We start from the raw sequence: 24,233 nt of genomic DNA, 5'->3' as shown, positions 1-24,233 counted from the left end.
TTCTTTCTAAGCGTTTCTTGCTGTTTATTGTGTTTCAGGGAAGCTTTCGAGCTGGGGGCCGTCAGACAGCTTCCGCACCGCGCTCGCCCGTGCGGATACGGATAACTTCATCGATGGAGCTGACGAAGATCTTGCCATCGCCAATACGGCCGGTACGTGCCGTTTCCATGATGGCATCGACCGCACGCTCGACCAGATTGTCGTCGACAACGACCTCAATCTTCACTTTCGGCAGGAAGTCGACGACATACTCGGCTCCGCGATAGAGTTCCGTGTGTCCTTTCTGGCGGCCAAATCCCTTGGCTTCGGTGACCGTAATCCCCTTTATGCCAACTTCATGAAGGGCTTCTTTTACCTCATCGAGTTTGAAGGGTTTTATGATGGCTTCGACTTTCTTCATGGCTCTCTTCACTGTCCATTCGATTGGTTAGGGGTAACGCACGGCCACCGCTGACCGGTATAAAGCAGGACGCATGCCAAACGCCGGCAGGTGCAGGAATTCAGCATTCCACGCTTCAATATTCTGCATGGAAGCAAAACCATATGCCTGCAAACAAGGCAGGGTGCCTAAATTTTGATCAGCACGCAAAGCACTTTTCCCGTGCTCTCAGTGTCATCACGCGGACGCAGTGCGGGAGGTGCGATGCTCCGCAAGATAGCTTTCGATCCGGTCCAGGGCCGTTTTGATGTTCTCGAGGCTGTTGGCATAGGACAGTCTCAAGAAGCCCTCGCCATTTGCGCCAAAGGATGTGCCTGCAATGGCAGCAACGCCCGCTTGCTCCAGTAATCCCTCCTCGAGCTGCTTTGCCGTGAATCCCGTCTCGGATATATTGGGGAATGCATAGAAAGCACCACCAGGTTCAACACAACTGATGCCTTCAATTCTGTTGAGGCCGTTGACGATAGCCTTGCGTCTTTCATCAAAGGCCTGGCGCATCTTTTCCACCTCGTCCTGGGGGCCGTTCAAGGCGGCCAGTCCTGCATGCTGGGCTGCGGCATTCACACAGGAATAGGAGTTTACGGCCAAGCGGGTCATCTTGCCGACAAGTGATTCCGGCCAATAGGAGTATCCCAACCGCCATCCCGTCATGGCGTAGGTCTTGCTCCAGCCGTCGAGCAGAATGATACGCTCCGATAGCGAGGGATAGGCCAGAAGGCTGGCGTGCCTGTGTTCACCATAGAGGATGCGACTGTAGATCTCGTCACAGAGAACAGCCACATCGGGGTGTCGTTCAAGGCCCTCGGCCAGGCGTTCGATTTCTTCCGGAGCGACAACCCCGCCTGTGGGATTGGCAGGGCTGTTCAGAACGATCAGGCGGGTGCGTTCCGTGATCAGGGACAGGATGTCTTCAGCCTTGAAGCCAAAACCATCGTTTTCCTTGAGCATCAAGGGGACAGGTTTAGCGCCAGTATAGTTTATGAGCGATTCGTAAATGGGAAAGCTGGGATTGGGATAAATGATCTCGGTTCCCGGTTCTCCGAACGCGGTTATTGCGAAGAACATGGTTACCTTGCCCCCCGGCACGATCAGCACGCGACCCGGATCCAGAGCCCGACCGGCACGGGATTCCAGGTCGGCGGCCACGGCTTCGCGTAGTTCAGGAATGCCGTTGGCGGGGGTATAGCCGTGATGTCCGTCTCTCAATGCCTTGATGCCGGCCTCGACGATATGCTGCGGCGTAGGAAAGTCGGGCTGTCCGATTCCGAGGTTGATCATGGAATGCCCCTGGGCCGCGAGCGCGTTCGCGCGTGCAAGCACTTCAAAGGCAGTTTCGGTTCCGAGGCGATTGAGTGAATCAACAGTATGCACCTTGAGGTCTCCCTGATTTTGGTCTTGGCGCATTCTAGACAGAGGCAAGCCTTCAATTAAAGTCGTTGTGCTTGACGCCCCCGAGAGCAGAAGAGTAAACACACTCATTCTTTCGCCACAGCGCGAAGCGGTCGGTGGTGGCTGTAGCTCAGTTGGTTAGAGCGCCAGGTTGTGGTCCTGGAGGTCGTGGGTTCAAATCCCATCAGCCACCCCAGTCCCTCAAGGGTCCGTTCTGGACACATGGCTTACATTACATTCCAGACGACCAGGTAACGGTTTATCCCGGAAAATTGGATATCTATTGTGGCAGCCTTGGGCGCAATAGGCCGGCGCTTGGATGATCCTGACCTGAAATCATCTTCTGATTCTGCTGAGTCCGGGTTTACTGGAAATTGAATCTGTCAAACCTCTCATCTTGCTGACACTAGCAGGTGCCGATAAGGTCACGGGCAGGATTCAAGAATGGGGAGTTTCGGGGGTGTCCACTCAGATTCACGGCCTGCTTCGTACGGTTGCGACGGCCCTCGTATTGCTCTGGGCCTCTGGCACCTATGCCCAGGAGGTCGAAGAAAGCTATGAGGCTGGTGTCGAGGCCTATGAGGCGGACGAGTTCGCAAGGGCGGAAGAGATCTGGCTTCCCCTGGCGGAGGCCGGTGACGTGCAGGCTCAGTACGCATTGGCAAAGCTTTACGAGAATGGGGGAGAAGGGGTCATGCGCAGCCTGACCAAGGCTGCAGACTGGTATCTCCTGGCTTCGGAAGCTGGCCTGGCGGATGCGCAGAACAATCTGGCCTTGCTCTACATCAAGGGCCACGGCGTGCCTCGAAGTGAGGAAAGGGCTTTTCAGCTCTGGCTGGATGCCGCGGAAAACGAGCACCAGCAGGCTCAGTACAATGTCGCCTTGGCATACTATGAAGGAATGGGCACGGATCAGGACCATTCCAAGGCGGCGGAGTGGTTCGAAAGGTCGGCCTCAAGTGGCTTGGCGGAATCCCAGTTCGCGCTCGCCGAAATGTATCGACTTGGTGTCGGCGTCGATGAAAACCGGGCTCATGCCCTCTACTGGTATGAATTGGCGGAAACCCAAGGCCATGAGCGCGCCAGTGCCGAAGTGGAGGAGCTCAAGGATGCCGGGGTGAGTAGCAGGGAGCCTGATATGACCCTGGAAGAAGTGATCCCGGAGGACTCTCAGAGAAGTGAGGCCGGGCAGGCTTCTGGAGATATACAGCCTGAGCCGAAATCCGAACCCGAAGAAAAGTCGGACGACGAAGTCGTCGCTGATCAGGCGCAGGAGCGCCCGGATGAGCAGGATACTGCCGTCGAAAGCGATCAATCGGAATCCGTCGTCACTGAATCAGACGAGGAAATGGAAGTTGTCGGGGGAGAGGAGGTCCCCGGCCCTGAAGAGGAAGCCACAGCACGAAACCTCTTTCCCACCGACCAGGATCGCGAAAAGGGCAGCGCAGGCGAAGACGTAAAAAAAAACGGTGATCCCGCAGTAGCTGACGAAGTGGATACGGCCGGTGCTGTGGAGCTCTATCCGGAAAGAATGGCGCGCCTTGCCCAGGATGAAGTGGATGGAAGGGAACCAGAACGAGACTCTCCCAACCAGGAGACCTCTTCCGAGTCCTCCACTGAGCCTCGGTCATCAGCCGGGGCTATCGCGACAGACAGCTTGGCCGAAATGCGCACAGATCCCCTGTACGACGAGGAGGAGACTGGTTCATCAGACAGTTCGTCTGAAGAACATGATTCAGCGCGTGGGAGTGGAGAAGAGCGAGCTGAGCCTTCTGCGACCACGAGCGCTGACTCAGCTCAAAGCCAGGCCGGCCAATCGGAAGGCAGCGAGGCGCTTGATTTTGCACTTTGGCTTGGTTCCATGGCCTCACCGGAAGGAGCGCGCCGCCTTTGGGAAGAGGCTGTAAGCAAGCATCAGGAATCATTGAGCGGACTGACCTTTGAGACACGCGAGGTTCAGACAGACTCCGGAACCTTTCTGAGGGTTCTCGGCGTTGGCTATGCAACAGAAACTGAGGCGCGAGAGGTTTGTGCAAGGATCGAATCCCGCGACGAGGGGTCTTTCTGTCAGGTGCTCGAAGTTCAGTGATCCGAAATCTGGCCCCAAGAAAATGAAATCACCGTCCACCGTGTTGCCCCAAAGTGCAAAGCGCAGGTGTGTGCTGTCTGTGGCCGAACTCTATCGTGCCGACCAGGCAGCGGAGGAGTTCGGTGTCTCCACGCGTGTGCTCATGGAGAATGCCGGTGCAGCCGTCACGCGGGCAATATTCGAGCGTTGGTCTCCGCGGCCTGTTCTTGTGCTATGCGGGCCCGGAAACAATGGCGGTGATGGCTATGTCATCGCGCGGCATCTCGCGGATGCAGGCTGGCCGGTCCAGGTTGCAGCCTTGGGACAGATCGGGAAATTGCCCCCGGATGCAGCTTGGCACGCCGAGCTCTGCCAGGCAGAGATACACCCTCTGAAGGATGCCAGGCTGGAAGATGCCGCATTGGTGGTCGATGCATTGTTTGGAGCCGGTCTGTCGCGCCCGCTGGAAGGAGAGGTCGCGGATCTGGTGCAGCGGATCAATCGCTCGAAGATACCGGTTGTCTCGGTTGACGTGCCCAGCGGCATCGGAGGGGACAGCGGCCAACCCGTTGGCTCCGTCGCCCTCCGGGCCAGTCTGACAGTGACCTTCTTTCGCAAGAAACCGGCACAGCTGCTCTATCCGGGGCGAGGGCATTGTGGCGCTGTCCGTGTTGCCGATATAGGCATACCCGAGTCAGTGCTTGATCGCTTTTCGCTTTCCACCTGGGAAAATGGGCCGGAACTGTGGCTTCAGGACTGGCCATGGCGTCGTCCGGAAGGGCACAAGTATCATGCCGGACACAGCTTGCTTCTTGGCGGGGAAAGCATGACAGGGGCCTCGCGACTTGCGGCCCGCGCTGCGTTGCGGGTTGGCAGTGGTCTGGTCAGCCTTGCGGCATCCTCAGAAGCCAGCCGGGTGTACCGCAGTGACAGTCCCAGCTTGATCGTGCAGAGCTGCAATGATGTTTCGAACCTGAATTTGCTTCTCGAAAAGGGGCACTACTCTGCAGCGGGTGCCGGGCCGGGCCTGGGCTTGAATGAAGCCGCCAGGGACAAGATTAAGGCCCTTCAGGGATCCGGGATTCCACTCGTGCTGGACGCCGATGCCCTGAGCATTTTTTCCGATAGGCCTGAAGCGCTTTTCGAGGCCACAGGCAGGCAACCAACAATCCTGACGCCGCACGATGGCGAGTATCGGCGCTTGTTTGGGAATGGCCAGGGAAACAGGTTGGTCTGTGCCAGTCAGGCGGCCGCGCAATCAGGCGCTGTGGTTGTTCTGAAGGGGCCGGATACCGTTATCGCTTCGCCGGATGGACGCGCTATCATCAACAGCAATGCACCCGCCGAACTGGCTACGGCGGGCAGTGGAGATGTCCTGACAGGCCTTGCAGTCGGATTGTTGGCCCAGGGCATGGACAGTTTCCAGGCGGCTGCGGCTGCTGTCTGGCTGCAGGGGGAAGCCGCAAACAACATTGGACCGGGTTTGATATCCGAGGATATCCCCGAAGAAATTCCGGGAATTCTGCGCCTTTTACGTCTCCGGTTACGAGATTAACGATTTTTCAAGGAATTCGGCCCCACGCTTCATATCAAGGGGTGACTCTTCGTCTCAACTCCTTGGGTAAAAGGCAGGAGGACTTGGAAATGAGCCTGATGGGTTTCAAAAGTTCACGCCGCCTGAAGGCAGGTGATATTGAAACCGGGCGCGTCTATCGCTCGCATCCGGCCAATGGTGTAGTGGAGACAGCCCATGTCCTATCCATCATGCCTGATCGGCTCGGGATTCAGCATGTGCACTTCCGGGTAAAGGTTCAGCAGAAAGCCTATGACTGGTTCGAGGACTCACGGACGCTGAACATGACCTCGTTCATGGAACGTTTCCCGCTGCGTCACGAGCTGGAGACGGCCTGAACAATTTGACGCCCTCTTGTGAGGGATTTCTTTTGCACAGTTTGCTGCGCTATGGTCCGGTGGTTCCCGCTATTCATGTAATCCAGGGTATGGGGCCATGTGTGCAGATACGGCAAAGCGCAAGATGCTTTCCAGCCAGAATGATTCGACTGTTGCTCGGCATTACCAGGAGCGGATGACCAGCCTGGAAGCCTTGAGTCAGAAGGTTCTGTGGCTATCCAGTTGGATGATTCACAATGCCAATCACATCCGGGCAAGCCGCGATGGGCTGAAAGTGGGCGGTCACCAGGCGTCCTGCGCGTCCCTGGTCAACCTCATGACAGCACTTTATTTCGAGGTGCTTGGGCCGGATGACCGTGTTGCCGTCAAGCCGCATGCCAGTCCTGTTTTCCACGCCATACAGTACCTGCTGGGCAACCAGGATGCGGAAAGCCTGAAGAAGTTTCGCGGTTTTGGCGGAACGCAGTCCTATCCCTCGCGTACCAAGGACACCGATGACGTGGATTTTTCCACGGGATCCGTGGGACTTGGCGTTGCCATGACCTCCTTTGCCAGCCTGGTCCAGGATTATCTGGACATGAAACAGATGTTGCCGGAAAAGGTCGAGCGCGGGCGAATGGTCGCCTTGGTCGGTGATGCAGAACTGGATGAAGGCAATGTTTATGAAGCCTTGCTGGAAGGCTGGAAACACGACATCCGCGATGTCTGGTGGATCATCGACTACAATCGCCAAAGTCTGGATTCCGTTGTAACCGACCGGCTCTTTGGCCAAATCGACCAGCTTTTCAAGACCATGGGCTGGCGGGTTGTGACCCTGAAGTACGGGAAGAAGCTCGAGGCGGCTTTCCAGAAACCTGGGGGCGAAGCCCTGCGGCGATGGATCGATGACTGTCCCAACTCGCTCTATTCGGCCCTTGTGTTCAAGGGGGCAGATGGCTGGCGCCAGCACCTGCTGGCGGACCTGGGAGATGAACCGGGAATTCGCGAGCTCCTCGATTCCCTGGATGATGATGCTCTTTGTGAGTTGATGACGAATCTGGCCGGTCATGACCTGGAGACCGTGCTGGAGGCTTTCTCCCAGATAAAGGATGACCGCCCAACCTGTTTCATCGCCTATACCATCAAGGGGTATGGACTGCCCTTCGCAGGTCACAAGGACAATCATGCGGGCCTGATGAACAGTGAGCAGATGGCTGTTTTCCAGCAAAGGCAGAAGGTGCCTGAAGGCCAGGAGTGGAATCCCTTTGCCGGCCTGGACATACCCGAAGAGAAGCTGCGCAGCTTTCTGGAGGCCGTGCCCTTCAATCAGCGTGGAACGCGCCGCTATACGGCCCCTTGTGTCCAGGTGCCAGAGGACGCCATTGCGGTTTCCGGTGAGCGGCTTTCCACCCAGGAAGGCTTCGGCAAGATCCTGGCCGATCTTGCCAAGAGCGAGAGTGAACTGGCTGCTCGTGTCGTTACCACTTCACCGGACGTGACCGTGTCCACCAATCTGGGAGGCTGGGTCAATCGGCGCGGCATCTTCGATCGGCATGACCGTGAGGACATCTTCCGCGAGGAAAAGGTAGTTTCGGCCCAGCGCTGGGGAATGTCGCCCAAAGGCCAGCACGTGGAACTGGGGATCGCCGAGAACAATCTCTTCACCCTGCTGGCGGCGCTAGGGTTGAGTCATAGCCTGTTCGGCAGCCGCCTGTTCCCGATCGGGACACTCTACGACCCCTTTATCCAGCGCGGTCTCGATTCCCTGAACTATGCCTGTTACCAGGATGCCCGTTTCATCGTTGTCGGGACGCCTTCGGGCATAACGCTGGCTCCTGAGGGTGGTGCACATCAATCCGTCTCGACACCCCTGATCGGCATGGCGCAGGACGGTCTGGCCAGTTTCGAACCGGCCTTTGCCGACGAGTTGGCAGCGATCATGCAGTGGTCACTTGATTACCTTCAAAGGGACGGGCAGGGCCGTGAACTGGACGAGCAGGTGTCCAAGAGTTGGCTGCGCGACGAAACCGGTGGGTCCGTTTATCTGCGCCTTTCAACGCGCAGTATAGGGCAGCCGGAACGGACCATGACGCCTGAACTGAAGCATGGAATCATACAGGGTGGTTACTGGTTGAAACAGCCCGACCGGGGCACGGAACTGGCCATTGTCTTCAGTGGTGCGGTCGCCCCGCAAGCGCAGGCGGCCTGGCAGAGCGTCCAGGAGGAGGTCCCCGGTGTCGGCCTGCTTTGCGTGACTTCTGCAGACCGCCTGAATGCGGACTGGTCGGCAGCCGAGCGAGCTCGGCAGCAGGGACATCCTGAAGCCAAGGCCCATGTGGAAGATCTCTTGGCGCCGCTTGCAGGGGATGCAGCCCTGGTGACGGTGCTTGACGGCCATCCCGCCACGCTTGGCTGGATGGGCGCCGTGCGCGGCCATCGTGTGCAGGCCCTAGGGGTGGAGCACTTCGGGCAATCCGGTGACCTGCCGGATCTCTATCGCTATTACGGATTGGACGAAGAGGCCCTGATCGATGCCTGTGCAGCCGCCCTGCTGTCCAGGCATCGCCAGACTTGATCGCTTTCTGCGGCTGTCCTTGTTCGCGGGAAAACACTTGTGCTATAGACCGCCGACCGCGGTGGGCGGATAGTCCGCCGGGTCTGGCCTGGCGGGCGTGGCGGAACTGGTAGACGCGCTGGTTTTAGGTACCAGTGGGGAAACCCGTGGGGGTTCAAATCCCTCCGCCCGCACCAATCTGTTGGGTCGAACTTTCATCATCACATAAAGAGGCCTCTTTTTTCATGCAGGTAACCGAGACAAGCGCCGACGGCCTGAAACGGGAATACAAGGTTGTCCTGAGCGCCGCCGATATCGAAGAAAAGGTTCAGGCACGCCTGGAACAGCTGAAAGACGAAGTGAAGCTGCCGGGTTTCCGTCCAGGGAAGGTGCCGGAAAGCCTCCTGCGCAAGCGTTATGGCCAGGCCGTGATGGGCGAAGTGCTCGAAAAGGCGGTCAACGATTCCTCTCAGCAAGCCATCACGGAGCGCAACCTGCGGCCGGCCATGCAGCCGCAGATCGAAATCACCTCCTATGACGAAGGGCAGGATCTGGAATACAGCATCAAGCTGGAACTGATGCCCGAGATCGAACCTGCTGATTTCACGAAGATTTCCCTGGAGCGCTTGACAGTCGATATCCCGGATAACGAGATCGACGAGGCTCTGCAGCGCCTGGCCGAACAGCAGAAGAAGACCGAGGCACTGGACGAGGAACGTCCCGCCCAGTCAGGCGATGTGCTGGTCATTGACTTCAAGGGCTCAGTGAATGGTGAAAGCTTGCCCGGAATGGAGGCCGAGGACCATCACCTGGAACTCGGAAGCAACGCCTTCGTCGGTGATTTCGAGGATCAGCTGATCGGAAAGAACAAGGGCGATGAAGCCGAGGTCAAGGTGACCTTCCCGGAAGCCTATGGCAACGAGAAGCTGGCTGGGCAGGAAGCGATCTTCCAGGTCAAGGTCAAGGATATCCTGAAGGCAACGCCGGCCGATATCGATGACGAATTGGCCAAGAGCTATGGCGCAGAAGATCTGGAGGACCTGAAGTCCAAGCTGCGCGAGCATCTGGGCGGCGAGTATCAATCCTTGTCCCGGACGCTGGTCAAGCGCCAGTTGCTGGATGAGTTGGCCGATCGCCATGATTTCGAGGTGCCCGAAGGCCTGGTCGACATGGAGTTCGAAGCCATCTGGAACCGGCTGCAGCAGGACAAGGAAGCCGGTAACCTGGATCCGGAAGATGCCGAGAAGGATGAGGACACACTCAAGAGCGAGTACCGGGCGATTGCAGAGCGCCGCGTTCGCCTCGGCCTGCTGCTCTCGGAGGTCGGGAGCCAGAACGAGATCGACGTGGCCCAGGAAGAGCTGCAGCAAGCTCTGATACAGGAAGCTCAGCGTTATCCGGGCCGCGAGCAGGAAGTTTTCCAGCACTATCAACAGAATCCGCAAGCCGTGGCGAACCTGCGTGGCCCGCTTCTGGAAGAAAAGGTGGTCGACCATATACTGGATCAGGCCGAGGTTTCGGAACGCGGTGTAACCCCGGACCAGTTGCGCGAAGAGTTTGACAGCCAGGATTCGCCTGAAAAGACCGAGAAGGCCAAGGCCACGAAATCCAAGGGCGAGTCTTCCTCTAGCAAGAAGAGCGCGTCCTCTGGAACGGCCAAGAAATCCGCTTCCACCAAGTCGAAGTCCACGAAGAAGGAGGATTCGGAAGGCGAGGGCGAATCTGCCGCCAAGGCCAAGAAATCGGCATCGACTTCAAAGACCTCGACTTCGAAGAAGAGTACATCAGCTAAATCCACAGCCTCGAAGGCGGAATCTGGAGGAAGCAAGGCAGAAGGTGCCAAGGCCTCTTCCAAGTCGACAGCTTCCAAGGCTTCGACCAGCAAATCCAGTTCCAGCAAGAAGACGTCATCCGAAAGCGCGTGAAGCGCTTGAAATGACAGGTGCAAAAGGGGAGGCTTGCATCGTTGCGGTGCAGCCTCCCCAGTTGTTCGCACTGCAAGTTAGTTATATTGAAGCATTTGACCGGAAGGTGCTGAAGCGATGAGCGACCCTCAGGATATCTACATGAACACGCTGGTTCCCATGGTTGTCGAGCAGACGAACCGTGGGGAACGCTCATTCGACATCTATTCGCGGCTTCTGAAAGAGCGGATCATCTTCGTGACAGGGCCGATCAACGATGCCGTTTCCACTCTGGTCTGCGCGCAGTTGCTCTTCCTGGAGTCCGAGAATCCGACCAAGGATATCGCGATTTACATCAATTCGCCGGGGGGAGTCGTTTCCTCGGGGCTGGCCATGTATGACACCATGCAGTACATCCGCCCGGACATTTCCACGGTTTGCATTGGCCAGGCAGCTTCGGCGGGGTCCCTGCTGTTGACGGCCGGCGCTCCCGGAAAACGATTCGCCTTGCCGAATTCGAAGATCATGATCCACCAGCCCTCTGGTGGCTTTCAGGGGCAGGCCACCGATATCGAGATCCATGCCAAGGAGATCCTGGCGGTCCGTGCCCGCTTGAACCAGATCTATGCCCACCATACCGGGCAGCCCCTGGAAACGGTGGAGCAGGCGATGGAGAGAGATCGATTCATGACCGCTGAAGAAGCCAAGGAATTCGGGATCATAGATGACGTGGTCTCGCAGCGTGAACTGCCGCAGGAAGCGGATGACAAGAAGGCTGATGATCAGAAGGACGACGACAGCTGATCGAATCACAGCTCTTCACAGATTGGATTCAAGAACCACTTTAATTGTTTGGATAGACGGATAGGCCTATGCTTGGAACAAGTGGGGTGCGCCGGGTTCGCTTTTTTTGACGTTGTGTGCCGGGCGCGCGTCTGTCTAACATGATTTAGCTGAAGAGAGACGCAAAACGGTTGATATGAGTAAATCCAGCGGCACAGATTCCAAGAATACCCTCTACTGCTCCTTCTGCGGGAAGAGCCAGCATGAGGTGCGAAAGCTCATTGCGGGACCGACGGTTTTCATCTGCGATGAATGCGTCGAGTTGTGCATGGACATCATCCGCGAAGAGCACAAGTCCACGCTGGTCAAGTCCCGCGATGGAGTGCCAACGCCGACGGATATCTCGGCGGTGCTCGACGACTATGTGATCGGGCAGGATCACGCCAAGCGGGTTCTGTCCGTTGCGGTCCACAATCACTACAAGCGCCTGGCGCATAGCCAGAAAAGCGGTGATGTGGAACTGACCAAGTCGAACATCATGCTGATCGGCCCTACCGGTTGCGGCAAGACCCTGCTGGCTCAGACACTGGCGCGTATCCTTGATGTGCCCTTTACCATGGCGGATGCCACGACTCTGACCGAAGCCGGGTATGTCGGCGAGGATGTGGAGAACATCATCCTTAAGCTGTTGCAGGCGTCCGACTACAACGTGGAACGGGCCCAGCGCGGCATCGTCTATATTGACGAGGTCGACAAGATCAGCCGCAAGTCGGACAATCCCTCGATTACCAGGGATGTGTCGGGTGAGGGCGTGCAGCAGGCCTTACTGAAGATCATGGAGGGCACCGTTGCCTCGGTTCCCCCGCAGGGTGGCCGCAAGCACCCGCAACAGGAATTCCTGCAGGTCGACACCACGAACATTCTCTTTATCGTTGGTGGTGCCTTTGCAGGGCTGGACAAGATCATCAGCGAACGCGGACGCGGATCTGCCATGGGCTTTGGTGCAGACGTCAAGGCACCGGAAGAGCGCAGCACCGGGGCGATCCTGCATGATGTGGAGCCTGAAGACCTGCTGAAGTTCGGTCTGATTCCCGAGTTTGTCGGACGCCTGCCTGTGGTGGCCACGCTCGAGGACCTGAGCGAGGACGCCCTGATCGACATTCTGACCAAGCCGAAGAATGCCTTGGTCAAGCAGTATCAGCGCCTGTTCGACATGGAGGATGTCAGCCTTCAGTTCACCGAAGATGCGCTGAGAGGTATTGCGGACAAGGCCATCAAGCGAAAGACCGGTGCGCGTGGTCTGCGTTCGATCATGGAAGGTATTCTTCTGGATCCCATGTATGACCTGCCTGGGCTCGAGGATGTCGAGGAGATCGTCATCAACCGTGAAGTGGTCGATGGCCGCGGAAAGCCGCTCTACATCTATGCGGATCGCCGTGAGGATGTCGGCTCGAGCGCATAGCAGGGCTGACCTGTTTTCAGGGCGGTTTTTTCAAGGCCTTGAACTAAGCGGTTTTCGGCCAATCTGTGGTTCCAAGTGAGACCATCAACATGGCCGTAAAGCCAGGCCGCCTGCGGCTGGTGGCACGGAGCTGAAGAGGTAAGATGCTCGAATTATCCAAAGGCAATGTCTTCCCGGTTCTGCCGCTGAGAGACATCGTTGTTTTCCCCCATATGATCGTGCCGCTCTTCGTAGGGCGCGAGAAGTCCGTACGTGCCCTTGAGGACGTGATGAAGGACGACAAGCAGATTCTGCTTGTCACCCAGAAGAATGCCTCGCAAGACGATCCGACACCATCGGATATCTATGCCACGGGAACCGTGGGCACGGTGCTGCAACTGCTGAAGCTGCCTGACGGCACGGTCAAGGTGCTCGTCGAGGGCGGCCAGCGTGCCAAGATCTCGCATTTCACCGAGAATGCCGATTTCTTCGAGGCGGTTGCGGATCCAATCGAGGAAGAGGACGAGAAGGACAAGGAAACCGAAGCCCTGTCCCGGACCGTCGTCAGTCAGTTTGAGCAGTACATCAAACTGAACAAGAAGATACCGCCTGAAGTCCTGGTGTCGGTGAACCAGATCGAGGAACCCAGCAAGCTGGCCGATACGATCGCTTCGCATCTGTCGCTCAAGATTCCGGACAAGCAGGAATTGCTCGAAACTCCGACGGTCAGCGACCGCCTGGAGAAGGTCTATGCTTTCATGGAAAGCGAGATCGGCGTCCTTCAGGTGGAAAAGCGCATCCGGAACCGTGTGAAACGGCAGATGGAGAAGACCCAGCGCGAGTACTATCTGAATGAGCAGATGAAGGCCATTCAGAAGGAGCTTGGCGAAGGCGAGGACGGTCGTGACGAAATGGCCGAACTCGAAGAGAAGATTCGCAAGACGAAGCTCAGCAAGGAAGCCCGCGAGAAATGCCAGGCGGAGCTGAAGAAGCTCAAGAACATGAGCCCCATGTCCGCGGAAGCTACGGTGGTGCGCAACTATCTGGACTGGATGGTTTCGATCCCCTGGAAGAAGCCGACTCGTGCCAAGATCGATCTGGACCGGGCGCAGGAAATCCTGGATCGCGATCACTATGGCCTGGAAAAGGTCAAGGAACGCATCCTCGAGTATCTGGCGGTGCAGCAGCGCATGAAGAAGGTGAAGGGTCCGATCCTTTGCCTCGTCGGTCCTCCGGGCGTCGGCAAGACCTCTCTTGGCAAGTCCGTAGCGACCTCGACTCGGCGCAACTTCGTGCGCATGAGCCTGGGGGGTGTGCGTGACGAGGCAGAGATCCGCGGTCACCGTCGCACCTACATCGGCTCCATGCCCGGCAAGATCATCCAGGGGATGAAGAAGGCCAAGTCCTCCAACCCGCTGTTTCTGCTGGACGAGATCGACAAGCTCGGTGCGGACTGGAGGGGCGATCCCTCCTCGGCGCTGCTTGAGGTCCTGGATCCGGAGCAGAACAACTCCTTCAACGATCATTACCTGGAGGTCGACTACGACCTTTCAGACGTCATGTTCCTGACGACGGCGAATACGCTGCGCATGCCACAGCCTTTGCTGGACCGCATGGAAGTGATCCGTATCCCAGGTTATACCGAGGATGAGAAGGTGGAGATTGCTCGTCGCCATCTTCTGCCCAAGCAGTTCGAGATTCACGGCATCAAGGAAGGTGAATGGAGCATCTCGAACGATGCCCTGCGTGACCTCATCCGCTATTACACGCGAGAGGCCGGCGTCCGAAATCTCGAGCGCGAATTGGCTGGACTGTTGAGGAAGGCGGTCAAGGAAGTGGCCATGACCGACAAGAAGGTCATTGAGGTCACCCCTGAGAACCTGGGCGATTATGCTGGTGTCCGCCGCTATCGCTTCGGGGAAGCCGACCAGGAAGACCAGGCCGGTGTTGCCACGGGTCTGGCCTGGACAGAGGTCGGGGGCGAATTGCTCTCCATCGAGGCCGTCACTGTGCGCGGCAAGGGCAAGGTCGTTTCCACCGGAACGCTGGGCGATGTCATGAAGGAGTCGATCCAGGCAGCGGAATCCTATGTGAAGAGCCGTGCCGCGGAATTTGGCATCAAGCCGACGATCTTCGAGAAGAAGGACATCCACGTGCACGTGCCGGAAGGGGCAACTCCGAAGGATGGTCCTTCAGCCGGTGTGGCCATGGTGACCGCAATCGTGTCGATGCTTTCCGGAGTGCCCGTGCGCCATGATGTGGCCATGACCGGTGAGGTGACACTGCGTGGTCGCGTTCTGCCGATTGGCGGACTTAAGGAGAAGCTTCTGGCGGCCCTACGCGGTAACATCAAGACGGTGTTGATCCCGCAGGAAAACGAGAAGGACCTGGCAGACGTTCCCGAGAACGTGAAAGAGGACCTGAATATCATTTCCTGCAAGACCGTGGATGACATCCTTGAGCATGCCCTCGCGGGAAAACTGACACCGATTGAGTGGGCCGAAAGTGACGAGGTGGATCCGGTAGCTCACAAGGCTGCAGGTGAAGGCATCGGAGACCAGCTGACCCACTGAAATCAGAGATTGTGATGCAAACTTGGATAAAATGCATCACATGCTTTAGAATCTTTGTAGAAGGGGCGTGTTCCGAAAGGAGCACGCCCCTTTTTTAAGGCCAAAAGCGGCAGTAACTGCGGCTTTCCACATTGACGCGGCGTATTGGCGCTGTTTAGAGTGCCTGACTACCTAAGCGACATTTCCTTAGGAACTTCACAGATCACCGAAGGGGGGTTAAGTGAACAAGAACGATCTCGTGGCTTCTGTAGCCGACAACACTGGTCTGTCGAAAGCCGACAGTGCCAAGGCTATCGATGCCGTATTCGACTCTATTACGGCTGCTCTCAAGAAAGGGGACGAAATCCGCTTGGTCGGTTTCGGAACCTTCATGGTGGCACACCGTGCAGCATCTGAAGGACGCAACCCACGCACCGGCGAGAAGATCAAGATCGCCGCGTCCAAGCAGCCTAAGTTCAAGGCTGGCAAGGGTCTGAAAGACGCTGTTAACTGATACAGCCGTATCGGTTATTATAAAAAACCGGTTATTCTGGGCTTGCGCCTGAATAACCGGTTTTTTCTTGAGAATTGGGCTTCGAAGCGCGAAAAAGGCTTATCTCGGCCTGTCGCTTTCGAGGCTGGATGGAAGGGCGGTTAGCTCAGTTGGTAGAGCGCCACGTTTACACCGTGGATGCCGGCGGTTCGAGTCCGTCACCGCCCACCATTTCATTCCTGTCCCAGACGTGAATCCGGTCTTATGGCCGCTGCATGCTGAAGACCGATTCGATCACGGCATAATCCATGTAGCCAAGCCGTGCGACGGGCTTCGCCTGTGTGATATCGACCATGCCCTTGGCGTCGATCAGGTCATCGGCAATGTGCAGTCCGATCACTTCGCCGAAGACAACAAAATTATCAGTGTCCTGCGAACTGGAGGGAAGTTCCAGGGTTTGAAGATAACGGCATTCCATGCTGACCGGAGAGCGCTTGACGCGTGGCGGTCCGACAAGCTTGCTGGGGATCATTTCCAGGCCGGCATGCTCCGGCTCGGCTTCGTTCGAGGGCAGGCTGGCCGAAGTTTGGTTCATCGCCTCTTTCAGATCCCAGGTGGCCAGATTAACCACGAATTCTCCGGTTCGCTCAGCATTGTCCTGGCTGTCCTTGACGCCGCTTTGTCGGCTCTTGCCGTTTGGGGCGAAGAAGACGATCGGGGGAGACGAGGCAACGGCATTGAAGAAGCTGTAGGGCGCCAGGTTGACGCCACCAGAGTCGTTGAGCGTTGAAATCCAGCCGATCGGGCGGGGAACCACCAACGCCTTGAAGGGATCGTGCGGAAAACCGGCTTCCTTGTGTTGTCCTGCCTCGTAGAACATTAACCATCCTGTCTTATCAGAAATTCCAGAGAAGCAGCCGCCTCGGTGGGGCGCCCCGACTCCAAACCAAGCATAGCAGCCATCCGGGAAAAGGCGAATGCAGGCGTTGTTTCTTTTGGATTGGCAAGCTACCAGACCTGACGTTCGTCACAGGCTTTTCACGACTGACTCATCATCATGCTGGCACCGCTGATCTCCGTTATTGCGCCGATCCTTGTGTGCGTTGCCCTGGGCTATGTCTGGGGGCGCAAGGGCTGGTCCTTCGACAACGCGCAGATCACGGCGCTCGTAATGTACATTGGGACGCCGTGTCTGCTGGTTCGCACTTTCGACCAGACACGCCCGGATCCCGAAGCCTTTGGCGAGATCGCCCTGGCCACCATCCTGGTCACCCTTCTGGTCGCGTTCGGTGCTGCCGTGATTCTCAAGCTGGCACGCCTGGACCTGCGGGATTACCTGCCCGGGCTGATTTTCCCCAATACAGGCAACCTCGGCCTGCCATTCATACTCTTTGCCTTCGGGGATGCCGGCCTGGCGCTGGCAATCGTCTATTTCACCGTGAATGTCATCGGTCACTTCACACTGGGGATGACCGTGGCACGCGGCAGCCTTGCCTGGCGCGAGCTGCTGCGCCTGCCGGTCATTTATGCAGTCGGGGTGGGACTGGCCCTGATCATTTGGGATTTGCAGCTGCCCAAGTGGATCTCGAATACCGTCGATCTGCTCGGAGGGATGACCATTCCATTGATGCTGCTGACGCTTGGGGTGTCGCTGTCAAACCTGCCGTTGCAGGGTGTGAAGCGCGGGCTGTCCTTGTCGGCCTTGCGGCTGGGCGGTGGCCTCACTGCGGCTTTGCTGGTCAGTCACCTGTTGGGATTGGCGGAGTTGGAGCGCAATGTCCTGGTGCTCCAGTCCTCGATGCCGGTCGCTGTCTACAGCTACCTGTTTGCCGAACGCTTTGGCCGCAGTGCGGAGGACGTGGCGGGCATGGTGGTCTTCTCGACCGTCATGAGCTTTGCCTTCCTGCCAGCCCTGCTTTGGGCTTTGACCCGTTGACGAACGCAAAAAAGGCCGCCGGAGGAATGATCCGGCAGCCTTTTTGTTGGTAGCGGGGGAGGGACTTGAACCCCCGACACGTGGATTATGATTCCACTGCTCTAACCAGCTGAGCTACCCCGCCAAAGGGAGACCTCCTATAGAAAATGCCCTCCCGAACGTCAAGCAAAGGAATGCCGCCTGGAAGGAAATCCTTTGATTTTTTGTCTCTGTCGACTGACTCTGCCCTGAATCCGCAAATTGGGGGTTAATCTTACCGCCGTAAGGTTATATATCCTTCAGGCAGACAAGAAATGACTGGCAGATTTAATGAAATATCTCACTTTGATCCTCGGCCTCATGGTTTTGCCGGGAACCCTTCTGGCTGATGAAATCGAAAGCAAATTGACGGCTTGTCGCATGATCGAAGATCCGACCGAGCGCTTGCAGTGTTATGACAAGATCGTGGAAGGCGAGTCGGAGTCCGGCAATATCGTGACCACGGACGAGGAAACGATCATCAACATTGCCGGTGAGGATGATTTCGATAGCCAGGTTTTCACAGCTGAAGAGGAATGGCACCTGCGCTGGACCAGCCAAGGCAGCATCATGACCATCGAGCTGCGTGACTTTACGGGTGAGTTGATCGGTATTGTCGGCAATCAGATCGGGCGTGGTGAAGGCCGCTCCGAAACCCTGGATCCCGGTGAATACATGCTGGCTGTCCGTTCCATTGGGGAGTGGGAAATCTTTGCGATTCGCGGCGAGTGAGTGACCTCATTCCGGGCAAATCGCACAGCTTTGCAGTTGAACAATCTGGTTCAGGCGCGTTATTGAGTCTTTTATGACAATACGGACCGCAAAATTCTCGATTGGCGATGTCGTCAAGCATCGCCACTATCAGTTCCGCGGGGTCATCTTCGACGTGGATCCCATATTCTCGAATACCGAAGAATGGTGGCTATCGATTCCAGAGGAAGTGCGTCCCACGAAGGACCAGCCCTTCTATCATCTTCTGGCCGAGAACGAGGAAACGACCTATACGGCCTATGTGTCGGAACAGAATCTCGAGCATGACCAAAGCGGGCGCCCGGTTTCCCATCCAGAGGTGGGAGAGTTCTTCACCGAGATGGAGGAAGGGCGCTATCGCCCGAAAAGCCATCCGACACACTGACGTGTCCTAAGCCAATACACAGCGAGGAAGGCAGTCCAAAAGCGGCTGCCTTTTTTGTGTTCAAATTCTAGGGAAAAATGGTGCCGCCGGAGTGATTTGAACACTCGACCTCACCCTTACCAAGGGTGTGCTCTACCCCTGAGCTACGGCGGCACTTCTTCGTGAACGGCGTATCTACCGTGCAATGTGGCGGGGAAAATGCCACCCGGTTCCTAGGAAAACAAGGCCGTAATTTCGTTCGCGCTCAAGAATCCCGGGATGTCTCTTTCGGGCCCATGCGGCCGTAAATGTCTTCCAGCCTGACGATATCGTCCTCACCCAGGTAAGTGCCGCACTGTATCTCGATCAGGGTCAGGGGCATGTCGCTTTTGTTCGACAGGCGGTGAGGCGTGCCGGCGGGAATGTGAAGCGACTGGTTTTCCTGCAGGATATGCTGTCTGTCAGACTTCTGGATGCAGGCCTCGCCACTGACCACGACCCAGTGCTCGGATCTGTGCTCGTGGAATTGCAGCGACAGGCTTCCGCCCGGTTTCACGATGATGCGCTTGACCTTGAAACCGCTGTCCTCTGCCAGGGTTTCATAGCTGCCCCAAGGGCGGTGGCAGAGGGGGTATTCTGTAGCTTCGGGATACCCCTTAAGTTTCAGGGTCTCTACCAGTTGGCCGATCTTCCCACCTGCCTGCAGCGGGGCCACAAGGACGCTGTCACCCGTGGTGACGACGAGCATGTCGTCCAGGTCCACGGCGGCAAGCAACCTGGGTTCATCGCTATAGAGCAGGCTGTTGCTGACACCGTCGGACACCACACGTCCACGAATGGTGTTTCCCGCACTGTCCCCGGATCCCTGTTTCCAGAGTGCCTGCCAGCTTCCCAGATCGCTCCATCCTGGGTCGCAGGGAACGACGCGTCCCCACGTGGTGTGCTCCATCACCGCATGATCGAAGGAGAGGGTAGGGGCGCTCCGGAAAGCCTCTTCCTCGATACGCAGGAAATCGAGATCATGTTCGGCAGCATCCAGACTTCGCCGGCAGGCCTCGATCACCTCCGGTGCGTGCTGCTCGAGTTCACGCAACACCGTATCTGCCCGGGATATGAAGAGACCGCTGTTCCACAGGTAGGTTCCGGCCTCGAGGTATGATTCGGCAACGGACTGACTGGGTTTCTCGGTAAAGCCGTCCAGGTGCCAGGCTCCCGTTACCGTTTCATCGGCGGCCCCCATTTTCATGTAGCCATAGCCCGGTTCCGGATGATCCGGCGTGATCCCCAATGTGATAAGGCTACCGGATGCAGCCGCGTTGGCTGCCACTTGGACAGCTCGCAGGAACTCGTCTTCATCGTCGATCCGGTGGTCGGCCGGCATGACAACCAGGATCCTGGCCGGGTCTTCCCGACAGATATGAAGGGCGGCCAAGGCTATGGCTGGGGCCGTGTTGCGCCCAATGGGTTCCAACAGGATGCTGTTCGGCATAATGCCACATGCGCGCAACTGCTCGGCGACGAGGAAGCGATGGTCATGGCTGGCGACGAGCAGCGGCGGCAGGAACAACCGGCTATCCGCCACACGTCGTGCGGTCTGCTGCAGCAGGCTCCAGCTGTCATCCTGCAGCGGCAGGAGCTGTTTGGGATAGGATTCGCGCGACAAGGGCCAGAGCCGGGTCCCGGCACCCCCGGACAGAATGACCGGTTGAAGGGGGGTAGGGTCTGGTGATTCGCTCCTCATCGCTTGTTCTGTGTCCTTCCGGGGCCTGCCCGTTTGGTACCTGTAGAAGGCTTGGCTTCCAGGGGATCCTCTGGCCAGGCATGCTTGGGGTAGCGACCGCGCATCTCAGCGCGCACCTGGCGATAGCCATCCTTCCAGAAGGTCTCGAGATTCTGGGTCACCTGCAGGGGCCGGCCGGCCGGGGACAACAGGTGAAGCGTCAAGGGCAGGCGCCCGCTCGCAACCTGCGGCGTATGCAATACACCGAACATCTCCTGCAGCTTCACCGCCAGCACCGGCCCCTCCTCGGGTTCATAGTCGATGGAACGCTGCGCGCCAGTTGGAACCTCGACTGCTTCCGGCGCCTCACTGTCCAACCGATTCACCTGCTCCTGATCCAGGAAACTGTGGAGTATGGCGGCGATATCAAGTTCCTGAAGCTCCTGCAGGCTGTTCAGTCCCACCAGGTAGGGCGACAGCCACGCGTCAAGGCGCGCCTGCAGGCTGTCGTCATTCACGTCCGGCCAGCCTCCGTCCGGTTCGAGCCGGCGCATGAACAGTACGCGTGCCTGAAGACGGCGCGCCCGATCGGTCCAGGGCAGGGCGCGCAGGCCCCTGTCGTGAATGGCTGAAAGCAGAGCCGCCGTCATTTCCTCGGACGTCGGCTGTTTGATCTTCCGGCTATCGAGGATCAGTGCACCCAGACAACGTTCCTCGCGTGCCAGGATATCGTTTGCCCGGCTGGACCATTCGACACGGCGCTTCTGCTCGATATCGGCCTCGAAGAGTTCCTCCAGGTCCGCACGAGTCACTGCTGCAGCCAGGAACACCCGCGAGTCACCGCTGCGTCCGTCCAGATGGGCAACGGCAAGCCAATCCTCCTGCGCCAGGGGGTCATCCTCGGGCAACTCGACACCGCGTCCATTCCGCATGAGAAAGCGCCCGGTTTGTCCCTTGCGCTTTTGGGCGACGCGTTCGGGATAGGCAAGGGCGACCAACCGTCCTGCCATGGAGGGCAAGGAGCTTCCCTCACGAATGCCCAGGCGCTGGCGCAGCTGTCGGGAGGTTTTGCGACAGCTCTTTTCCGCGGCCCGGTCCGTTTCTCTGCTGGCGTTGTTCCTGTCTGCCTCTGTCAGGAGTTCCAAGCGGTGGCGCAGGTCGCTGGAAACCATCCCGGAGGATGTGCGGCGCAGGATGTCGCGCTCGCTCAGAAGTGCGGCCAGGTCACAGGCCGTATGTTCCGAACTGAAGTCGCCGGCTGCAAGTATCATGTGCGCGTAGCGCGGCTCCAGCCCTAGCTCGGCAATCTGCCTGCCATGTGCCGTGATCGAGCCGTCGGGCCGGATGGCCTGCAGTTGCACAAGCAGGTCCTTGGCCTGGGCAAGCGCTGCTTCGGGAGGAGGGTCAATCCAGTCCAGGTCATCTGCGGTGAGGCATCCCCAGGCCGCCAGCTCCAGGGCAAGCCCCGTCAGGTCGGCTGTCTTGATCTCTGGCGGATCGAAGTCGGCGCGCACGCGATCCTGCCCTTCAGGCCAAAGCCGGTAACAGATTCCTGCTTCCAGGCGTCCTGCTCGGCCCCTGCGTTGATCGGCGGACGCCCTCGAGATTGGCTGCGTTTCCAGTCTGGTCATGCCGGTGGCTGGGTCGAAGGTCGGCCTGCGGCTCAGGCCGCTGTCCACCACTGTGGAAATGCCCTCTATGGTCAAGCTGCTTTCAGCGATGTTGGTAGCCAGAACGACCTTGCGCTGACCGCTCATGGTTGGGGCAAGGGCGGCCTTCTGCTGTTCGAAGGGCAAGCTGCCGAAAAGAGGGTGCAGTTGGACGGCCGTATGTCTGCCCGCTTGTTCCTCAAGCAGGGCCAGCGTTCTCCGAATCTCCGCTTCGCCCGGCAGGAAGGCCAGGATGCTGCCCCTGGTCTCGCGCAGAGCCTGGCTCACGGCTTGGGCAACACCGCTGCAGATCTCCTGACGGGTGCGCATCTTCACGGGAAGATACCGCGTGGTCACGGGATAGCCCGTACCGGCGGTTTCGACCAGGGGCGGTTGGCCCAGGGCTGTTTGCAAGGCTTGTGTTTCCAGTGTTGCCGACATGAGCAGCAATTTCAGGTCCGCGCGCAGGGCGCTGCGCAGGTCCCTGCAGAGCGCGAGGCCCAGATCGGCCTGAAGGTTGCGTTCATGGAACTCATCGAAGATGACGAGCCCGATCCCCTGCAGCTCGGGATCCTTCTGCAGCCTGCGAACCAGGATTCCCTCGGTCACCACTTCCAGGCGCGTTCTGGCGGAAACCTTGCGTTCAAGGCGTGTACTGTAACCCACGGTCTCGCCAACCGATTCGCCCAGTAGATCGGCCATGCGCAGGGCTGCGGCACGCGCTGCCAGGCGGCGTGGCTCGAGCATCAGGATCGATCGGCCCTCCAGCCAAGCGGCCGTTTGCAGGACATGAAGCGGTGCAATGGTCGATTTCCCAGCGCCAGGTGCCGCCTTCAGAAGGACGGTCGGTGCGACCGCCAGGGCTTTCCCCAACTCTGGAAGGATGTCGTGGATCGGAAGTATCGGGCTTTCGAGGGCTGTTGCAGTCATTCCGGGAATGGCAATCCTGTGTCAGTGCCTGCCTTATCCAAAAGAGATGGAGCGTGGCATGCACCCGTGCTTGTTCTGTGTGGCTCAGTCGTTAACATGCCATAAATTGCCAACAGTGGGATGGTCTGGGCCATGAAACGTCTTCTGCTCTCGGCAGTGGCATCGCTTACGATGACGCTTGCAGCCTCGAGCGCCGCATTCAGCGAGGAGCCAATCCGTCTGGGCGACCTGAACAGCTATACGGGATATGCTGCCTTTACGCATCCCTATCGGGACGGCTGGCAGATGGCTCTGGAAGAGGTCAACGAGGATGGCGGCGTGCTTGGACGCCAATTGCGTGTGGTCAGCCGCGATGACGGCGCCAGTCCCGCCGATGCCATCACGGTGGCCAATGAACTGGTCAGCAGGGAAGGAGCCGAATTCCTGTTCGGGACCTTGCTCAGCCACGTGGGCCTGGCTGTCTCTGATTTCGCGCGACAGAAGGAAGTCCTGTTCCTGGCAGCAGAGCCATTGACGGACAACCTGGTATGGGACGCCGGCCATGACTATACCTTCCGCCTGCGCCCTGGAACCTACGTTCAGGCGGCCATGCTGGCCGAGGAGGCCGCCAAGCTGGATGCCAAACGCTGGGCAACTGTGGCGCCCAACTACGAATACGGACGTTCCGCCGTCGAGGCCTTCAAGGGCCGCCTTGAGGAACTGGACCCCGACGTCGAATTCATTGCCGAGCAGTGGCCGCCCCAGGCACAGATCGATGCGGGATCCGTTGTCCAGGCCCTGGAGGAAGCCAAACCCGACGCCATTTTCAACGTGACCTTTGGCGGCGACCTGGCGCGCTTTGTGCGCGAGGGCGAGGTGCGCGGCCTGTTCCAGGGGCGCACTGTCGTCTCGATGCTCTCGGGTGAGCCGGAATGGATCGACCCCCTGGGCGAGGATGCGCCCGAAGACTGGATCGTCACCGGATATCCCTGGTACGCGATCGACACGCCAGAGCATAATGCGTTTCTGGAAGCCTATCAGGAGCGGTTCGACGACTATCCGCGCCTTGGCTCGGTCGTCGGCTATGTCGCCTTGCATTCCCTGGCAAAGGCCATCGAGATAGCCGAAACGACGGATACCGAGGCTGTCATCAAGGCCATGCGGGGCATGGAGATCGAGACGCCGCTGGGTCCGATCACCTATCGCGACATCGATCAGCAGAGCGACATGGGGACTTTTGTCGGCCGCCTGACTGTGGAAGACGGGAAGCCGCGCATGGTCGACTGGCGTTACGGTTCGGGCGCGGATTACCTGCCGTCCGACAAGACGGTCCGTGAATTGCGCGGCGAAGAGGACTGACGTTCCGGCAAGAGG

General features: G+C 58.3%; 18 protein-coding genes and 5 tRNA genes. 16 read left to right on the top strand and 7 right to left on the bottom strand.

Features of this window, described 5'->3' with window-relative positions:
• Positions 1 to 61 precede the first annotated feature (61 nt).
• Together G502_RS0102875 and G502_RS18395 are read right to left on the bottom strand one after the other, a co-directional pair.
• The gene (locus G502_RS0102875) at positions 62 to 400 is read right to left on the bottom strand and encodes a P-II family nitrogen regulator (RefSeq protein ID WP_022727151.1); all 339 of its coding nucleotides are present in this window, start codon (positions 398 to 400) and stop codon (positions 62 to 64) included.
• Between the two features lie 216 nt (positions 401 to 616).
• On the bottom strand, positions 617 to 1,810 hold the full coding sequence (locus tag G502_RS18395) for a pyridoxal phosphate-dependent aminotransferase (protein ID WP_040487593.1): 1,194 nt from the start codon (positions 1,808 to 1,810) through the stop codon (positions 617 to 619).
• A gap of 137 nt (positions 1,811 to 1,947) precedes the next feature.
• Between G502_RS18395 and G502_RS0102865 the strand changes: the two genes are divergently transcribed.
• The 12 genes from G502_RS0102865 (at position 1,948) to G502_RS0102810 (ending at position 15,744) form a co-directional block, all read left to right on the top strand.
• Positions 1,948 to 2,024: transfer RNA gene (locus G502_RS0102865), tRNA-His, on the top strand.
• 264 nt (positions 2,025 to 2,288) lie between these two features.
• Positions 2,289 to 3,917 carry a tetratricopeptide repeat protein gene (locus G502_RS21265; protein ID WP_022727149.1) on the top strand — a complete coding sequence of 543 codons (1,629 nt, stop codon included), beginning with the start codon at positions 2,289 to 2,291 and terminating at the stop codon, positions 3,915 to 3,917.
• A 22-nt stretch (positions 3,918 to 3,939) separates the two neighbouring features.
• On the top strand, positions 3,940 to 5,451 hold the full coding sequence (locus tag G502_RS0102855; protein ID WP_051151985.1) for an NAD(P)H-hydrate dehydratase: 1,512 nt from the start codon (positions 3,940 to 3,942) through the stop codon (positions 5,449 to 5,451).
• 89 nt (positions 5,452 to 5,540) lie between these two features.
• Positions 5,541 to 5,807 carry a hypothetical protein gene (locus G502_RS0102850; RefSeq protein ID WP_022727147.1) on the top strand — a complete coding sequence of 89 codons (267 nt, stop codon included), beginning with the start codon at positions 5,541 to 5,543 and terminating at the stop codon, positions 5,805 to 5,807.
• Between the two features lie 124 nt (positions 5,808 to 5,931).
• Positions 5,932 to 8,361, top strand: a complete 2,430-nt coding sequence (locus G502_RS18385; RefSeq protein WP_211217797.1) for a thiamine pyrophosphate-binding protein — start codon at positions 5,932 to 5,934, stop codon at positions 8,359 to 8,361.
• A gap of 91 nt (positions 8,362 to 8,452) precedes the next feature.
• Positions 8,453 to 8,537 (top strand) — tRNA-Leu (locus G502_RS0102840).
• A 48-nt stretch (positions 8,538 to 8,585) separates the two neighbouring features.
• A complete protein-coding gene (gene tig / locus G502_RS18380) occupies positions 8,586 to 10,265 on the top strand; it encodes a trigger factor (protein WP_022727145.1) in 1,680 nt (559 codons plus the stop codon).
• 117 nt (positions 10,266 to 10,382) lie between these two features.
• Positions 10,383 to 11,048, top strand: coding sequence for an ATP-dependent Clp endopeptidase proteolytic subunit ClpP (gene clpP / locus G502_RS18375; protein ID WP_022727143.1), 666 nt, complete (start codon positions 10,383 to 10,385; stop codon positions 11,046 to 11,048).
• 175 nt (positions 11,049 to 11,223) lie between these two features.
• Positions 11,224 to 12,489, top strand: coding sequence for an ATP-dependent Clp protease ATP-binding subunit ClpX (gene clpX / locus G502_RS0102825; protein ID WP_022727142.1), 1,266 nt, complete (start codon positions 11,224 to 11,226; stop codon positions 12,487 to 12,489).
• A gap of 143 nt (positions 12,490 to 12,632) precedes the next feature.
• Positions 12,633 to 15,041 (top strand): endopeptidase La, encoded by a 2,409-nt coding sequence (gene lon, locus G502_RS0102820; protein ID WP_022727141.1) that lies wholly within the window; start codon positions 12,633 to 12,635, stop codon positions 15,039 to 15,041.
• 220 nt (positions 15,042 to 15,261) lie between these two features.
• Positions 15,262 to 15,534: an HU family DNA-binding protein gene (locus tag G502_RS0102815; protein ID WP_022727140.1), complete on the top strand. Its 273-nt coding sequence runs from the start codon at positions 15,262 to 15,264 to the stop codon at positions 15,532 to 15,534.
• A 134-nt stretch (positions 15,535 to 15,668) separates the two neighbouring features.
• Positions 15,669 to 15,744 (top strand) — tRNA-Val (locus G502_RS0102810).
• A 31-nt stretch (positions 15,745 to 15,775) separates the two neighbouring features.
• On the opposite strand, the gene G502_RS0102805 is transcribed toward G502_RS0102810, so the two are convergent.
• Positions 15,776 to 16,393 carry a flavin reductase family protein gene (locus G502_RS0102805; protein ID WP_022727139.1) on the bottom strand — a complete coding sequence of 206 codons (618 nt, stop codon included), beginning with the start codon at positions 16,391 to 16,393 and terminating at the stop codon, positions 15,776 to 15,778.
• Positions 16,394 to 16,570: 177 nt separating this feature from the next.
• Here G502_RS0102805 and G502_RS0102800 point away from each other — a divergent pair, with 177 nt between their 5' ends.
• On the top strand, positions 16,571 to 17,449 hold the full coding sequence (locus G502_RS0102800; RefSeq protein ID WP_022727138.1) for an AEC family transporter: 879 nt from the start codon (positions 16,571 to 16,573) through the stop codon (positions 17,447 to 17,449).
• 47 nt (positions 17,450 to 17,496) lie between these two features.
• Here G502_RS0102800 and G502_RS0102795 read toward each other — a convergent pair.
• A tRNA-Met gene (locus tag G502_RS0102795) sits at positions 17,497 to 17,573 on the bottom strand.
• Between the two features lie 185 nt (positions 17,574 to 17,758).
• Between G502_RS0102795 and G502_RS0102790 the strand changes: the two genes are divergently transcribed.
• Together G502_RS0102790 and hspQ are read left to right on the top strand one after the other, a co-directional pair.
• Positions 17,759 to 18,199: a hypothetical protein gene (locus G502_RS0102790; protein WP_022727137.1), complete on the top strand. Its 441-nt coding sequence runs from the start codon at positions 17,759 to 17,761 to the stop codon at positions 18,197 to 18,199.
• Between the two features lie 73 nt (positions 18,200 to 18,272).
• Entirely contained in the window at positions 18,273 to 18,602 is a 330-nt protein-coding gene (gene hspQ / locus G502_RS0102785; RefSeq protein WP_022727136.1) for a heat shock protein HspQ, read from the top strand.
• Positions 18,603 to 18,680: 78 nt separating this feature from the next.
• Here hspQ and G502_RS0102780 read toward each other — a convergent pair.
• The 3 genes from G502_RS0102780 to hrpB all read right to left on the bottom strand — a co-directional run bounded on the left by G502_RS0102780 (position 18,681) and on the right by hrpB (position 22,880).
• Positions 18,681 to 18,755: transfer RNA gene (locus G502_RS0102780), tRNA-Thr, on the bottom strand.
• Positions 18,756 to 18,846: 91 nt separating this feature from the next.
• On the bottom strand, positions 18,847 to 20,322 hold the full coding sequence (locus G502_RS0102775) for a mannose-1-phosphate guanylyltransferase/mannose-6-phosphate isomerase (RefSeq protein WP_022727135.1): 1,476 nt from the start codon (positions 20,320 to 20,322) through the stop codon (positions 18,847 to 18,849).
• Positions 20,319 to 22,880 (bottom strand): ATP-dependent helicase HrpB, encoded by a 2,562-nt coding sequence (gene hrpB, locus G502_RS0102770; protein WP_022727134.1) that lies wholly within the window; start codon positions 22,878 to 22,880, stop codon positions 20,319 to 20,321. Before hrpB ends, G502_RS0102775 begins: the two co-directional genes overlap by 4 nt.
• Before the next feature lie 132 nt (positions 22,881 to 23,012).
• Here hrpB and G502_RS0102765 point away from each other — a divergent pair, with 132 nt between their 5' ends.
• On the top strand, positions 23,013 to 24,218 hold the full coding sequence (locus G502_RS0102765; protein WP_040487584.1) for an ABC transporter substrate-binding protein: 1,206 nt from the start codon (positions 23,013 to 23,015) through the stop codon (positions 24,216 to 24,218).
• Positions 24,219 to 24,233: the final 15 nt, after the last annotated feature.

It is taken from the genome of Fodinicurvata sediminis DSM 21159 (assembly GCF_000420625.1).
Taxonomy (GTDB): domain Bacteria; phylum Pseudomonadota; class Alphaproteobacteria; order Kiloniellales; family DSM-21159; genus Fodinicurvata; species Fodinicurvata sediminis.
This window is presented reverse-complemented; position numbering and strand designations above follow the sequence as displayed.